This is a genomic window from Streptococcus sp. 27098_8_148, from assembly GCF_041432105.1.
GTDB lineage: Bacteria > Bacillota > Bacilli > Lactobacillales > Streptococcaceae > Streptococcus > Streptococcus parasanguinis_AE.
This window is the reverse complement of the sequence record NZ_JAPVYY010000009.1, coordinates 23,441-38,306: the sequence shown is the minus strand read 5'-3', so window position 1 is coordinate 38,306 and position 14,866 is coordinate 23,441. Positions and strand designations below refer to the sequence as shown.

General features: G+C 43.9%; 14 protein-coding genes and 1 pseudogene. 2 read left to right on the top strand and 13 right to left on the bottom strand.

Annotation, left to right across the window (positions count from 1 at the left end; all coding sequences use genetic code 11):
* Positions 1 to 151 precede the first annotated feature (151 nt).
* The 4 genes from O3646_RS08225 to O3646_RS08210 form a co-directional block, all read right to left on the bottom strand.
* Positions 152 to 1,729, bottom strand: a complete 1,578-nt coding sequence (locus O3646_RS08225; protein WP_371610767.1) for an ATP-binding cassette domain-containing protein — start codon at positions 1,727 to 1,729, stop codon at positions 152 to 154.
* Between the two features lie 144 nt (positions 1,730 to 1,873).
* Positions 1,874 to 2,152 (bottom strand): hypothetical protein, encoded by a 279-nt coding sequence (locus O3646_RS08220; RefSeq protein ID WP_003009004.1) that lies wholly within the window; start codon positions 2,150 to 2,152, stop codon positions 1,874 to 1,876.
* A 118-nt stretch (positions 2,153 to 2,270) separates the two neighbouring features.
* Positions 2,271 to 2,915: an HAD family hydrolase gene (locus O3646_RS08215; RefSeq protein WP_070665064.1), complete on the bottom strand. Its 645-nt coding sequence runs from the start codon at positions 2,913 to 2,915 to the stop codon at positions 2,271 to 2,273.
* A 214-nt stretch (positions 2,916 to 3,129) separates the two neighbouring features.
* A complete protein-coding gene (locus tag O3646_RS08210; RefSeq protein ID WP_070594607.1) occupies positions 3,130 to 4,422 on the bottom strand; it encodes an adenylosuccinate synthase in 1,293 nt (430 codons plus the stop codon).
* A 375-nt stretch (positions 4,423 to 4,797) separates the two neighbouring features.
* On the opposite strand from O3646_RS08210, the gene hslO reads away from it, so the two are divergent.
* Positions 4,798 to 5,670: an Hsp33 family molecular chaperone HslO gene (gene hslO / locus O3646_RS08205; RefSeq protein WP_368397767.1), complete on the top strand. Its 873-nt coding sequence runs from the start codon at positions 4,798 to 4,800 to the stop codon at positions 5,668 to 5,670.
* On the top strand, positions 5,657 to 6,634 hold the full coding sequence (gene dusB / locus O3646_RS08200) for a tRNA dihydrouridine synthase DusB (RefSeq protein WP_368397766.1): 978 nt from the start codon (positions 5,657 to 5,659) through the stop codon (positions 6,632 to 6,634). The genes hslO and dusB overlap by 14 nt, the downstream gene beginning before the upstream one ends.
* Before the next feature lie 304 nt (positions 6,635 to 6,938).
* Here dusB and O3646_RS08195 read toward each other — a convergent pair whose 3' ends face one another.
* The 9 genes and pseudogenes from O3646_RS08195 to O3646_RS08155 form a co-directional block, all read right to left on the bottom strand.
* Positions 6,939 to 7,625 (bottom strand): YoaK family protein, encoded by a 687-nt coding sequence (locus O3646_RS08195; RefSeq protein ID WP_070594610.1) that lies wholly within the window; start codon positions 7,623 to 7,625, stop codon positions 6,939 to 6,941.
* A 129-nt stretch (positions 7,626 to 7,754) separates the two neighbouring features.
* Positions 7,755 to 8,531, bottom strand: a complete 777-nt coding sequence (locus O3646_RS08190; RefSeq protein WP_371610766.1) for an NUDIX domain-containing protein — start codon at positions 8,529 to 8,531, stop codon at positions 7,755 to 7,757.
* Positions 8,532 to 8,555: 24 nt separating this feature from the next.
* A pseudogene (locus tag O3646_RS08185) lies at positions 8,556 to 8,747 on the bottom strand (hypothetical protein); the annotation flags it as partial.
* Positions 8,748 to 8,757: 10 nt separating this feature from the next.
* The gene (locus O3646_RS08180) at positions 8,758 to 9,819 is read right to left on the bottom strand and encodes an AAA family ATPase (protein ID WP_023919820.1); all 1,062 of its coding nucleotides are present in this window, start codon (positions 9,817 to 9,819) and stop codon (positions 8,758 to 8,760) included.
* A gap of 163 nt (positions 9,820 to 9,982) precedes the next feature.
* The gene (locus tag O3646_RS08175; protein ID WP_023919822.1) at positions 9,983 to 10,708 is read right to left on the bottom strand and encodes a hypothetical protein; all 726 of its coding nucleotides are present in this window, start codon (positions 10,706 to 10,708) and stop codon (positions 9,983 to 9,985) included.
* Between the two features lie 320 nt (positions 10,709 to 11,028).
* The gene (locus tag O3646_RS08170) at positions 11,029 to 11,436 is read right to left on the bottom strand and encodes a DUF4430 domain-containing protein (protein WP_070506050.1); all 408 of its coding nucleotides are present in this window, start codon (positions 11,434 to 11,436) and stop codon (positions 11,029 to 11,031) included.
* Complete coding sequence (locus O3646_RS08165; RefSeq protein ID WP_118227762.1) at positions 11,414 to 11,902, bottom strand: ECF transporter S component; 489 nt, start codon at positions 11,900 to 11,902, stop codon at positions 11,414 to 11,416. The genes O3646_RS08170 and O3646_RS08165 overlap by 23 nt, the downstream gene beginning before the upstream one ends.
* A 9-nt stretch (positions 11,903 to 11,911) precedes the next feature.
* Complete coding sequence (locus O3646_RS08160) at positions 11,912 to 14,341, bottom strand: ATP-dependent Clp protease ATP-binding subunit (RefSeq protein WP_371610765.1); 2,430 nt, start codon at positions 14,339 to 14,341, stop codon at positions 11,912 to 11,914.
* Positions 14,342 to 14,806, bottom strand: coding sequence for a CtsR family transcriptional regulator (locus tag O3646_RS08155; RefSeq protein WP_003009029.1), 465 nt, complete (start codon positions 14,804 to 14,806; stop codon positions 14,342 to 14,344).
* Between the last annotated feature and the right edge of the window lie 60 nt (positions 14,807 to 14,866).

Genomic DNA, 14,866 nt, shown 5'->3' with positions numbered 1-14,866 from the left:
TCTAGTATAGCTGGCCTATCTTAAATAAATCTTAAGTTCTCTGAGTATTGATGATTTTGGAAATATCACCACTTAGAATCTCAAAAATATCTGACAAATTGCTGGCTTACTACTATCCGCTTTGTCGCAGAACCAACTATTGTGGCATCGCTCATCCTCTACGTAACTCAAGGATTTGGTCATAGCGCTCTTCTTCATCAATATGATGGGCTATTTCTAGTACCGTGATCGGCAAAGAAAAGATTAGGTCTCTAACCAGACGACTATTTTTTTCGTCCAAAGCTGATGTCACTTCGTCCGCTAATAAAATATCCTTCTCGCGTAAGAGAAAACGAGCCAACTCTAATCTGACACGCTGACCTCCTGAAATGTTTTCACCATTATTATGAATTTCTACATTCAAAATATCCTGAAATTCGTCTATTAAGCCAACTCGGTCCAATACCTCCAATAATTCATGGTCCTGAAAAGGCTGACCAAAAGTTAGATTATAGCGGATAGTATCGTTAAACAGGAAGGGATGCTGGCTAATTAAACCGATATTCCCTTGGAAATGACTCGTTATTTGATTTCCATCATACTGAACGAAAATGTCACCCTCATCACATACTTCTTCTCCTAAAATCAAGCGAAAAAGAGTCGTCTTTCCAGACCCGCTCGGTCCTTTGATTAAGACCTTCTGACCTACTGAAATCGTCGCCGTCAAATCAGAAAAAAGCTGACGTTCAGCAAAACTTTTTGAAATATGATTTAAGCGCAACGATTCGAGATTTTCAACAAATTGATCCTTTGTCTCTTCGAAATCAGGTTCTTCCTCGATAATCTTAAACAGGCGGTTCGCAGTCGGCAAGGCACCTTGGAGATTGGCTGCACTGTACATCAGAGTTTGGATCGGTTCTACCAGCATCCCCGCAGCAACATACATAGAGATGAGGCTTGTAATAGAAATAGAATTTCCCTGTAAACTCAAATAAAAGCCTAAAGCAAGAGGAACAACCTGACTAAAAAAGACCATAAATCCATTAAAGAAAAAAATAATATTATGTGTGAAACAAAATCTTTGGATGGCTTTTTGATATTCTCCGTTTAAATCATTCACGCGCTCTTCATTCAGCCTCATGGCCTGATTAATCCGTAAGGTTTGGCTGCCTTGCATACTATCCGAGACAAGCCCATGTAATTTCGTTCTAAGCTTGGACCAGCTGTCTCCCGAATCTTGTAAACGACGATTCATGATGAACTGAGGAATAGGTCTCATAATCGTAAAAATGACAAAAATAAGTCCTAAGAGAAAATTTTGTGAAACAATATAAATGGCTGTAACAAGGGCGACAAATCCCCAACTCACCATAACATTTATATTTTCCAAATAATTATCGCCCACATATTCCATATCTTGAGTTAGCAGACTAACTTTTTCATCATTGGAAAATTTAGGATTCAATATGACTTTCTTAAATAAAAGGGCACGGACACTTTTGTTGATTTCTCTTCGGAATATATTGTGCGAATGGTTTGAAAACAGCATCAGACTATAAATAACAAGATAGACAGACAAACCAAATAAAACAAAATTGAGAATTTTTCCATAAGAAAGGCCGTCTTGATCTAACTTCAAGGCCTTCGTTAAAATCAGAGGTTGCGCCAACACCAAACCACTATTCACAATACGCCCTAAAAAAATAGGAAAAAGATACTTCTTATCAATGTACTTATAAATATTTCTCATAATTATCATCCATCAAAATAGAGGGCTAGCACAACCCTCTTCTCTAATTTATTTAAAATCGTGATTATTTACAATCACAATTATAGTTAAATACTCTAGGTTTAGCATTCATTTTGTCATCGAATTTGTTATTCACTTTAACCTTCACCGAAAATTACAATCTCCATGTGTCAAAATTGTTAGTTCCAATAATTCAGCATCTGTATCGCTTATTTTAGATAGATACTTTTCGACCTCATACTCACCCTCACTTAAATATTTATTTTTATCAAGATAAGCATGAAACTCTTTCCTAATCACATCATTGCTGTCGACTACTCTATTCAATTCATTCGTAAGAAAAAATGAATGATTGGTTTTAGTATTAAAATACAACGTACCATCATCAGTACTATATTTTAATATATATCGTGACAAATTCATATTATCACCTCTTAATCTGTGTGACTTAACCTACAGTAAGTGTACGCCGATAGAAATATTAAATCAAGCAATATTCAGCAGATTAGAAAAGTTCCAACTTTTAATATTTTGGAAAAGGTTATCCTATAAAAGCTGCAATTTCGCCAACTTCTTGAGCAATATAGGTGGCGCCGGCTTCTTCCAATTCTTCCCTGCTTCCAAAGCCATAAAGGACACCGATAGAATCAAGCTTTTGCGCTTGAGCGCCAAGCACATCGTGCTCCCTGTCTCCAATCATGATGGTATGCGCCAAATCTGTAATCCCATTTTGCTCCAAGGCATACTGGATAACATCGCTTTTTTTACTACGTTTTCTATCCATGGTCGCACCAGCGACAAAGTCAAAATAATCATACAAACCAAAGTGTTTGAGAATTTGAATGGAAAATTCTTCAGGCTTTGACGTATCTACAATCAACTGTTTGCCAGCCTGCTTGAGAGAAGCCAGCAAGTCAGGAACGCCTAGATAGACCTCATTTTCATAAAGGCCTTTTTCGGAAAAATACTCATGATAGTAGTCAATGGCCTTTAAACATTCTTCCTTAGAAAATCCATAAAAGCGCTCAAAAGACTCCTGCAAGGGCGGACCGATGAAAACTCTCAATGCTTTCTTGTCTGGCACTTGAATCCCATATTTTCCTAAGGCATAGGCCACCGAGTTGGTAATCCCTAGTTCTGAATTGGTCAAGGTGCCGTCTAGGTCAAATAAAATCGTTTGATACATTTTTTCCTCTTTCTGCTTTCAAAAAGAGGCTGGGACAAAAGTCCTAGCCTCTCAATTGTCTTTGGATTGTCGAGCAAGACGCAGTGGTTGAGTGGGCTCTACTACGCTGATTTCATCAGCTTTTACAGCCCTACTCAACTGTGCGGAGGTGGGACGATGAAATCGAATTCTAACGAATGACCGATTTCTGTCCCACTCTCTTATCTTCATTTGCTTATAAACTAGACCAAACACTTTCCAAGATATTGGTTTGCTCGCGACCTGGTCCGACTGAGAAGGTCGAAATGCGGACTCCAACCAGTTCGCTGACACGGCGAACATAATTGCGGGCATTTTCTGGCAGGTCTTCTAGGCTGCGGACACCAGTGATGTCTTCTGACCAACCTGGCAATTCTTCATAGATCGGCTTGCAGCGCTTGAGCTGCTCCAGACTTGCTGGGTAATGGTCGATTCTTTGACCGTCCAAATCGTAGGCTACACAGATTTTGACTGTATCTAGACCACTCAAAACGTCAATGGAGTTGAGGGAAAGGTTGGTAATTCCTGATACGCGGCGGCTGTGGCGCATAACAACGGAGTCAAACCAGCCCACCCGACGCGGACGGCCAGTCGTTGTACCGTATTCATGCCCCACTTCACGGATGCGCTCGCCCACTTCATCAAACAGCTCTGTTGGGAATGGTCCATCACCGACACGGCTAGTGTAGGCTTTACATACACCGACAACCTTGTCGATCTTGCTTGGGCCGACACCTGATCCGATGGTCACCCCACCTGCAACAGGGTTTGATGAAGTAACAAACGGATAAGTTCCTTGGTCGATATCCAGCATAACCCCTTGAGCTCCTTCGAAGAGCACGCGCTTGCCGTTATCCAAAGCATCGTTCAAGATGACAGAAGTATCGGTTACATATTGCTTGATTTGTTGACCATATTCATAGTATTCTTCGAAGATATCGTCAAATGACAGAGCCTCTGCATCATAGAGTTTGGTAAATTGACGGTTCTTTTCTTCCAAGTTGATGCGAAGACGTTCCGCAAAGACGTCGCGGTCCAAAAGGTCCGCAATCCGGATTCCCACACGCGCAGCCTTGTCCATGTAGGCTGGTCCAATCCCTTTGATGGTCGTTCCGATTTTGTTGTCGCCTTTAGACTCTTCTTGGAGACGGTCCAATTCGATATGGTAAGGAAGGATGACATGGGCACGGTCAGAGATGCGAAGGCTGTCCGTTGATACTCCTTCTTCATGGAGATAAGCCAACTCTTTGACCAATGATTTAGGGTTGACCACCACGCCGTTTCCGATGACAGAGATCTTTTCAGGGAAGAAGATACCAGAAGGAATCAAGTGCAACTTGAACTTTTTGCCGTCGATTACGATGGTGTGTCCGGCATTGTCCCCACCTTGATAGCGAGCAATGACTTCTGCATTGGCTGATAGGAAGTCTGTAATCTTCCCTTTTCCTTCATCACCCCATTGGGTTCCTACTACAACAACTGATGTCATAATTCTTTTTCATATACCATAGATAGTTCCCTATCTATGCCTTTCTTCAAACTAGGGGCAGGAGTCTCACCTGCAAGTTTGTCTTACACTCTATTATAAGAAATTTCCTCGTTTTTTTCAAGGTCGGCTATTTCTTTACTTGGTTTTTTACCCTTAAAATCCGCTTCTCATTTTCCGAACATCCATCTTTTGATCGTCATTTTAAACGTTAAAGAATGATTGTTCGTCTTTTGCCTTCTTTACTTCCTAAAACAGATCCTATTCTATTCAGTTTCTAAGCGAAGCTCTCCCCTGAAAGATTTTATCCCTTCACCGTCTAAATAAATCAAGTTACTCCCTTCACCTCTTTCCCTTTTTTATGCTAAAATAGAAGCTATGGACAAAATTATTAAAACTATCTCAGAAAGTGGCGCTTTTCGTGCCTATGTACTAGACAGTACAGAAACTGTACGAACAGCCCAAGAAAAACATCACACACAAGCTAGCTCCACGGTCGCACTTGGCCGTACCCTCATTGCCAGTCAAATCTTGGCGGCAAACGAGAAAGGAGATACTAAAATTACGGTCAAAGTCCTTGGAACTAGCTCACTCGGAGCCATCATCACCGTGGCAGATACCAAGGGAAATGTTAAAGGCTACGTGCAAAATCCTGGAGTGGATATCAAAAAGACTGCGACTGGTGAAGTTCTGGTGGGACCATTTGTCGGAAACGGAGAATTCTTGGTTATCACAGATTATGGTACGGGAAATCCTTATAACTCCATGACCCCTCTTGTAACCGGTGAAATCGGAGAAGACCTGGCCTTTTATCTGACGGAAAGCCAACAAACACCATCTGCAGTTGGACTCAATGTTCTTTTGGATGACGAAGATAAGGTTAAAGTGGCTGGTGGCTTCTTGCTCCAGGTCTTGCCCAATGCCAAGGAAGAAGAAATCGCGCGCTTTGAAAAACGGATCCAAGAAATGCCCGCCATTTCTACCCTTTTAGCGTCTGACGACCATATTGAAGCCCTTCTTGCTGCTATCTACGGTGACGAACCATACAAACGTCTCTCAGAAGAAGAGATCCGCTTCCAGTGTGACTGTAGCAAGGAACGCTTCATGAATGCCTTGGCAAGCTTGCCGGTTAAAGACCTTCAAGAAATGAAGGACGAAGACCATGGCGCTGAAATCACTTGCCAATTCTGTCAGACAACCTACCACTTTGACGAAAATGACTTGGAGGAACTCATTCGTGACAAATCTTAATACGCCATTTATGATCGGGGATGTCGAAATCCCTAACCGTACCGTCCTAGCCCCAATGGCTGGTGTAACCAACTCAGCCTTCCGGACCATTGCCAAAGAACTGGGGGCGGGGCTCGTTGTAATGGAAATGGTCTCTGACAAGGGGATCCAGTACAACAATGAAAAGACGCTTCACATGCTCCATATCGATGAAGGAGAAAATCCTGTATCGATCCAACTCTTTGGAAGTGACGAAGATAGCCTGGCACGCGCAGCTGAATTTATCCAAGAAAATACCAATACCGATATCGTCGATATCAACATGGGCTGCCCGGTGAATAAAATCGTCAAGAACGAGGCTGGTGCCATGTGGCTCAAAGATCCAGACAAGATCTACTCCATCATCAACAAGGTTCAATCCGTCCTTGATATCCCCCTCACTGTTAAAATGCGGACGGGTTGGTCGGATCCTTCCCTAGCAGTTGAGAACGCCCTCGCTGCTGAAGCTGCGGGTGTCTCTGCCCTTGCCATGCATGGACGGACTCGGGAGCAAATGTATACGGGTCATGCGGACCTTGAGACCCTTCACAAGGTTGCACAAGCTCTGACCAAGATTCCATTTATCGCAAACGGAGATATCCGTACAGTTCAAGACGCCAAACAACGGATCGAAGAAGTCGGTGCTGATGCGGTCATGATTGGTCGCGCTGCTATGGGCAATCCTTATCTCTTCAACCAAATCAATCACTACTTTGAAACAGGAGAAATCCTGCCTGATTTGACTTTTGAAGACAAGATGAAGATCGCTTACGAACACTTGAAACGCTTGATCGATCTCAAAGGTGAGCACATTGCCGTTCGTGAATTCCGTGGCCTCGCTCCTCACTACCTCCGTGGTACCTCAGGTGCAGCCAAACTCCGCGGAGCCATCTCTCAAGCCAGTACCCTTGCTGAAATTGAAGAACTCTTACAATTAAAAGCATAGAAATACAAAAAGCAGGACCTCATGTGAGGTCCTGTACTATTTTTAAATAAGTTAAGCAATTCGGCAAAGAAATATAAATATGTTTTAATTTTTTGAGCGAATCAAAAAAATACCGAAACTTTCCGCTGTGAGAAAAGTGCCTGAAACACGATTGTTTCAGGCACTCGGGAGTTTTGAGACCTTAGGCTCAAAACTAAGTCATGGAACTTCTTCGAAGTTCGCTGACGTCCGTACTCACCTAAGGAAAGTTTCTAAGATGGCTTTGTCATTAATCTAAAACAGGATCTCACACGGGGTCCTGTTTCTATAGATTGTCTGTTTGCAGGCCGAGTTGTTTGACTCTGGCGGTGTAGTAGGTCATGATCAAAAAGAGGTTCACTGTGATCAGCCAGATGGCCCATTGGTGAATGAAATGCATGAGGATGGCTACGCTAATAGCTCCTGCAACAAAGCTCCCAACGACAATCCCGTAATTCATGGCTTGACGCCGATACTCGTCCAAATCTCCCTTTCCTCGAGTGATTCGGTACAAGGCCGTCAGCATCTTGCGGTAATTTCCAGAAGTCATAAAGATCACATAAGGGTGATTTTCGATGAGGCTCCCTGTAAAGGTCAACATCATCATCCCTGTCCCAAAAGCAATAAAGGGAACTTCTACAGGTGGTATGACAGACACCAAGGGAATCAGGAGTGTCACCACAAACAAAGGAATTAACATCTTGGTCCGCCAAAAGGCTGTCTTGCGATACTCTTTGATATGGAGGGCAACCACAAAGCCGATCGAGAAAAATAAAATAGATGAAAAACGCATGATGGTATTTTCGACACGGGGATCGTGCCAATCAGCGATGAGAAGCAGGAGGTTCCCAGTTTGAGTCGCGACCAAACTCCGGTAGTGCATGTGGCAAAAAACATCAAGGCCCCCTCCGATAAAACCAAGCAGAGCCCCCATCAGTCGTGTATTTTGCGGTAAAATTATTTTTTCTTCCATAGTCTTGTCTCTTTTGATTTCAATTATGATTATTATACCACTTTGCACACAAGTGGAGCAGGAAAAATCAGAAAAAGCCCTTCCGTTACTAAAAGTAAGGGAGGGCTGATAGAATGAACTCCGCTCGATCTACTGTTTTAGACGGTAGGTCTTGCGTGGTTTTTTCTTAGGTACCCGCTTGACGCCCACTTCTTCCACGAATTCTCCGAATTTTACGAGGAAGTTATTACTAACGATGGGACGTCCAGGATTGATCAGATTGACCAATTCGGTTGCTTCATAAACGGTGAAAGGCTCCTCTAACAGATAGAGGAAGGTTGGATTCCAGTCTAGACGCCCCTGAATCCGCTTGATCGATTCTTGAATAATCTGGTAGTGGTCAAAGGCAAAATCAGAAGCAGCTAAGGGTTCTCCATCGAGCAAACACTGGGACTTTTTGAAATCGACATCGAGAAAAACGACTTCCTTGGCATCATCACCTGCATGGGCTAAGTCTACTGCTTCTGCTGGCAGATAGACCAGATGAGCGATGGTAATGACCCAGCCTCTGGGATCCCGCCCAGGGGTGGAAACCGTCATGAGCTGCTCCACCTTATTAACTGGAAGATCGAGCCCGACTTCTTCTTTGACCTCTCGAATACAAGCATGGATTGCATCTTCATCCTTGTTCACAAAGCCCCCCACCAAGGCTAGGCGGTGTTGATATGGGTGGGCCTTGCGGCGAATGGCTAAAAGCTTGAGCTGTCCATCAACAAAACAGTAAGCTACCATGTCCGCTGTGACACTTGGAGTTTCATAAGTCGGCAGGTCTTGCTCCTTGTACCACTTGAGAAAGTCTGCTTCACTAGCGGCCGTCTCAAAATACTCTTTCTCCGTCATTCCTGCTGGAATTGAGAGACTTGCCATCTAAGCCACCTCCTTCTTGAGGGCTTTGGTCCATTCTAAGAAGAAGGGAACGCTGGAAAGAAGCAGGAGATAGATCCATTGAAAGGCTGTGAGTCCTACAAAAAGGTCCTTCCACAGGAGTTTCATAATATTGACAAAGCCTTGTTTTTTCGCTTCTTGGTTAACATTTTTAAAGTCTTGGATAAAGGTTGTGAATTTTTCAGATAGGTTTTTCATAAGCTGCTCCTTAGTCGGCTTGGTAAATGGCATCGATCACCTTCTTGGCTTCTTCGTAGTTGCCGAGGTAGTCTGATGCGAGGAAAGTGGTCGGAATGTTTCCTAGGTATTGCTGGCGCAATTGGTCTAGGTAATTTGAAAAGCTGGTGCGGATCTCTTCGTCAGCCATGGTCATATCTCGGAAACCATCATTGACATAAGAGCCGATCGGCTGTACAAAGAGTATCAAATCCCATTTTTCTTTGGACAAAATACTGACAAAGAGGTTGTCAAAGGTATCGGTCATACTGGTATCCTGGCCTTCGACTTCCATGTAGTAGTCGTAATAACCCTTGGTTACCAGGGAATTGGTATCGGCGATGACCAGGCCTCGATTGGCACTACTATCGATGAGCTTAGAGGTTTGATCATACTGTCCTAAGAGTAGGTAATAGTAATCTTTTGGCGTGAGCTCATCATCTCGAACATTGTTTTTGATCTGGTATTCACGGGCATACTCAAGACTAACAGGTGCATCGTAAAAGCGAGCCAAGTCCTTTGCAAGGGTCGTTTTCCCGTTGCTGGCGCTCCCCATGATCAAAACTTTTTTTGTGAACTGGCGACGGAAGGGCTGGGCAATGTATTTCCAGTATTTGCTTGGATTTTCCCGGATCATGGTAGCAGAGATCCCGAAGCGACGCTCTTCTAAGTGAACTTCAAACCCTCTAGCTTCCAACTCTTCCTTATAGGCTTTCTCCCCTACATAAAAGATCAACTCTTCTGTCTCTGTTTGATACTGGATGGTGTCTAGGGCTGTTTGTAACCAAGGCTCCCAGCCCAAGGGATAACGAGGAAGTTCTGTCTCATCTAGCTTATAGACTTGGGTCAACTCATCATTAGAGAAGGCTTCGCGGATATAACGGAAGCGTTTTTGTAAAGTCAACCCGACTTCTTCGCCACGATCTCCTTCATAACCAGATACGATGACACGAACGCGATCACACTGACGCTTGGCCCGCTGGATCAAGTCAATATGCCCTTGATGAAGAGGCGCAAAGGTTCCAAAAACCAGGGCAATTCTTTCTTTTTTCATATGAACTCCTTTTTATAATTTTTTATAAATATGTTTTCTTTATGTTTTTATTATAAACTATATTTTCTATCTGTCAATAGTTTTTTATAAAAAAATATATTTTTCTTCAAATTAACAAAAAAGATCTGAAAAGAGAAGCTTCTCCTTTCAGATCTTTCGAATTTTATTCACGAGTGAGGGAGTGGCTGACACCGTCTTTCAGAACCGTCACACTAGATACAGAGCCATCTTTTCCAACTACGATATCTAGAGTCGCTGCAGACCCATCGCCTGCTGAGAGATTAGCATGGTAATGACCATCATCCAAGGTATAGTTATAAGCACTGATACCATAGGCTACGGGTTGGCCACCAGGCAGTTGGATGGTCACTTGACCACCTTGGCCAATAGTAACTCCAGTGTCGCGTTTGTCAGACCAATTCCCTGCTGCTGCAGAGAAATCCCCTGCTGCTACAGAATAGACTCCCTTGTATTGGGCATTCTCAGTGGCAGAAGCTTGCTTCTTAGCATGGGCATGACCGTCTTCTAGACTTGGCAATTTTGCTTTCGCTGGTGTTGCTGGAGTGGCTACTTCTTTTGTTTCTTTTGTTACGGGTGCTGCTGGTGTCGCTTCTTTAGCTGGAGCAGGTGTTTGACTAGCTGCTGCTTGGTTATTTTTGCTACCAACAGTATGACTTTCTTCTGATTTGCTATCAGAGGATGAAGAGGCAATTGGATCTTTACTAGTGATCACTTTTTTCTTAGAAGAAGAACTTGTTTGTTTAACCTGACTGGTCTTTGAACTGCTTGCTTCTGAAGTTTTTTCTTCTTTATTCCCGCCACAAGCTCCTAGGAAAAGACTAGCTGTAAGAGCTAGAGCTGCTAGGGAAATGATTTTTTTGTTTTTCATAACAGAACCTCTTTTTTGTAACATTTGTAATATTTTGTAATATTATTGTAACACTGTTATATGAGGCTGTCAATAGTTTCTCAAATATTTTTCTAATTAGAAAGAAGTTTTAAATAAGCTCCTAAACTTTAGCAAAAAAGAGGCTGGAACAAAAGTCCTAGCCTCTCAATTATTTTTGGATTGTCGAGCAAGACGCAGTGGTTGAGTGGGCTCTACTACGCTGACTTCATCAGCTTTTACAGCCCTACTCAACTGTGCGGAGGTGGGACGACGAAATCGAATTCTAACGAATTACCGATTTCTGTCCCACTCTCTTCTCATTATTTATACACTTCTTGATAGAATTCGATCTTGTCTCCTTTTTTAACGGTGGTTTCAGCAGCACCTTTTGGAGCCATTTCGCCATTGATCTTGTACATCCAGTAAAGGCCTTTGGCTTCGTCTTGGCTGTGACCGTCAATCGAGGTGATCATGCCATTTTTTTCTTCAATCTTGTAGTTGGCTTTGAGCACTTTCATGAGGTTGCTCTCTTCTGCTACTTTCAAGGTTTTCGATTGCACTTTTTGACCTTCTGGCGTCACACTAATCGTAATCGAAATTTCGTTTTTCTTGGCAACTTCTGCGCTAGAAGCAGTTGTTTGATTGTTTGTGCTATGAGACGGAGCGCAACTCGCTAAAAGAAGAGCTGCAAGTAAGGTCATCAAGCTAGAAATGGTTTTTTTCAACATAAAATCTCCTAAAGATTTGATAGATAATGGGATAGAAAATGATCGTCGACAGAGCATGGGCAAGGTTAAAACTAAAACCATTGACCAAAGCATAGGTCCACCAAGGAATATGGTACATCAAGGCATAAACACTATCGATCAAGACCCCATAAGCAAAGGACAGTAAGCCCACAAAAAGGATCTGAAGGACAAAGGGCAACCACTTGTAACTGATGCGCCAAATGAGCATCAAACAGCCAAAGGCGACAATCTGAAAGAACACAATCAAGCTCATCCCCAGGAAAAAGGCGGAGACAAACATGGTGATCATCATCACAAGAAAAGCAAAGCTATACCCTTCAAATATCACCAAGAGAAAGAAGATAGCAGAAATAGGTTGGACATTTGGGAAAGGGGCAAAAGCCTGACGTAGAGCGACACAAAGGGCCGCCAAAAGCGAAATACGGGTTAATCGCTGAAGCGTCATGACGTCCTCCTAGACAATCTCGAACTTGATCGTTCCGGCTGTCGTTCCAACCTTGATGGTTTGCCCTTCTTGGGCTTGGCCTTTCAGCAATAGCTCTGCTAGTTGATCTTCCACTTCGGTCTGCAAGACACGACGGAGTGGCCGAGCTCCCATTTCTGGATCGTAGCCTTTGGTTGCTAGCAACTTGAGCGCTGAAGGCTGGAATTTGAGGGTCATGCCTTGTTCGGCCAAGGTCGCAATGAGCGGTTTGACCATGACTTTCACCACCTGCTGCATGTCCTCGCTTGAGAGACTATGGAAGACTACCTTTTCATCAATCCGGTTGATAAACTCTGGACGATAGGTCTTCTTCAACTCTTCAAACATGCGTTTTTCCATATTGGCTTGGTCAAAGCGGATATCTTTAGCACCAAAGCCAACTGTCTTATCATCCCGAAGGGCTGTTGCTCCCAGGTTTGAGGTCATGATGATAATGGTATTGGAGAAGTCGATCTTCCGGCCTTTGCTATCGGTTAAGACTCCGTCATCCAAGACTTGCAAAAGGACATTGAAAATATCTGGATGGGCTTTTTCCACCTCATCAAATAAGAGAACTGAATATGGTTTGTTGCGGACTTTCTCGGTCAACTCGCCTCCTTCTTCGTAGCCCACATAGCCTGGAGGAGCTCCGTTGAGGCGACTGGCCGCGAATTTTTCCATGTACTCACTCATATCAAAACGGATGAGGGCCGATTCATCATCAAACAGAACTTCCGCCAAAGCTTTGGCTAACTCTGTTTTTCCGACACCGGTAGGTCCTAAGAACATGAAAGAACCGATCGGACGTTTATTGCTACGGATACCTGATTGATTGCGTCGAATAGCCCGACTGATACTCGAAACGGCTTGGTCTTGACCAATCACGCGCTTGTGCAATTCTGCTTCTAAGTTTAGGTACTTCTTGGCATCGGTTTGGGTCAGTTTTTGAGTTGGAATACCAGATAATTGGCTCAAGGTCACCAAGACATCTTGGTCAGTGACTTCTTTTTTGTAGACAATGGGAGCGGCCTCTACTTCTAAGAGCTGGGCTGCTTTCTTCCACTTGCCGTCCATCAAGGCCCGGTCTAAGGCGGTCAACTCTTCTTTTACGTGACCGTTGGAATCGCGGTTTTGTACAGTAGCTGCCGCTTCATCCAAGAGATCAATAGCTGAATCTGGCAATTGACGGCTGGTCAAATAGCGGTGGGCATATTTGACAGCTGTTTCGATCGCTTCATCGGTAATGGTCACATGATGGTGGTCCTGGTAGGTTTCTTTCAAACCTTGGAGAATTTGGATGCTATCTGCAACACTTGGCTCTTCAATGGTGACTTTCGCAAAACGCCGAGAGAGGGCTGCATCTTTTTCGATATGCTTTTGGTACTCATCTTGGGTTGTTGCTCCAACTGTACGCAAGGTTCCCCGTGCCAGGGCTGGTTTTAGAATATTGGCTGCGTCTAAGGTCGAATCAATACCGGATCCTGACCCCATAATGGTATGCAGTTCATCGATAAAGAGAATCACGTGACCGTCTTCTTCGATGTGCTGGATGATATTGTTCATCCGTTCTTCAAAGTCCCCACGGAAGCGCGTCCCTGCAACGACATTCATGAGATCCAATTCAAGAACACGCATCTGTGCGATTTCAGCTGGAACATTGCCACTAGCGACACGCTGAGCCAGACCTAAGGCAAGGGCGGTTTTTCCGACCCCTGCTTCTCCCACCAATACAGGATTGTTCTTCGTCTTGCGGCTGAGGATTTGGATCATGCGTGAAATCTCTGCATCCCGGCCAATCACAGGCTCAAGTTGGCCTGCACGCGCCATTTCTGTCAGATCACGGGTATAATCTTCAAGACCTCCACTGGTGCTTGGGGGCATGCCCATCATATTTCCCATGGTTTGGCGGTTAGGATTTTGGGCCCGATAGAGACTCCGGATGGCTTTGATATCATTCTTGTCCCAGCCTGCCTTGTCTTCTAAATTCTTGCGAAGGGAGGCAATAGGGACTCCCTTGTCTTGCTCTGTAAAGGCAAAGCCGGCAAATTCCATGACTTGGCTCGCCAAGGTCCCACGGTCTGCTAGAAGAGAGAGGAGCACATGCTCTGTTCCCAAGGTCTTGGCATGAAGGACCTGGGCAATCTCTCTTGCGTGTTTCATAATGGCTTCCATCCGATAAGAAAATGGGAAGATTTCATACCGATTGTCGCTTTGAAAAGCTTGGCCTGTAATATGCTCCGCTGCATCCTGAAACTCATCGATCTGCATAGGATAATCGTTCAGTACAGAACCTGCCACGCTATAGGGATTATTGGCCATAGCCGTCAGGAGATGCCAAGTATCTAAGGTATGCCCCTGATAGTGGCCTGCTAGTATTTGGGCCGCTTCTATACTTTCTAACAGTGCTGTTGAATAGTTCATCTAGTCGGTATTTCCTTTTCTATCTACTTGTTGAATGATTTTTTTCAGCATACTTGCTCGTAGGATGAGAGCATCTCGACCTAGGACCTCATCGGAGGTCGTCGCAAGCAAGAGCTGAGTCTCACGTTGTGTCAATAATTTTTCTTCATAGAGCATCTGGAGGATATCATTGAAGACCTGCTGGCTGATGGTCTCTCCAATATTGGCTGCCAAGTCTTGGAGCATCTGATGGTGATCTGAAAACTGGACCTTGCCAATACGGATATAGCCCCCACCACCGCGCTTGCTCTCTACAATATAGCCTCGGCTCTCGGTAAAGCGAGTCTTGATAACATAGTTAATCTGACTGGGTACGACCTGAAAGACATCGGCTAACTCACTTCTTTTGAGCTCTGCCATGCCAGCTTGAGCCAGCAAGGCCTTGATATAAGCTTCAATGCTATCAGATGTGTTCTTATTTGCCATGATGCTCCTTTCTGACTTGTTTTTTTCTAGATGGATGCTCTGCTCTTTGGCCCATAAAAA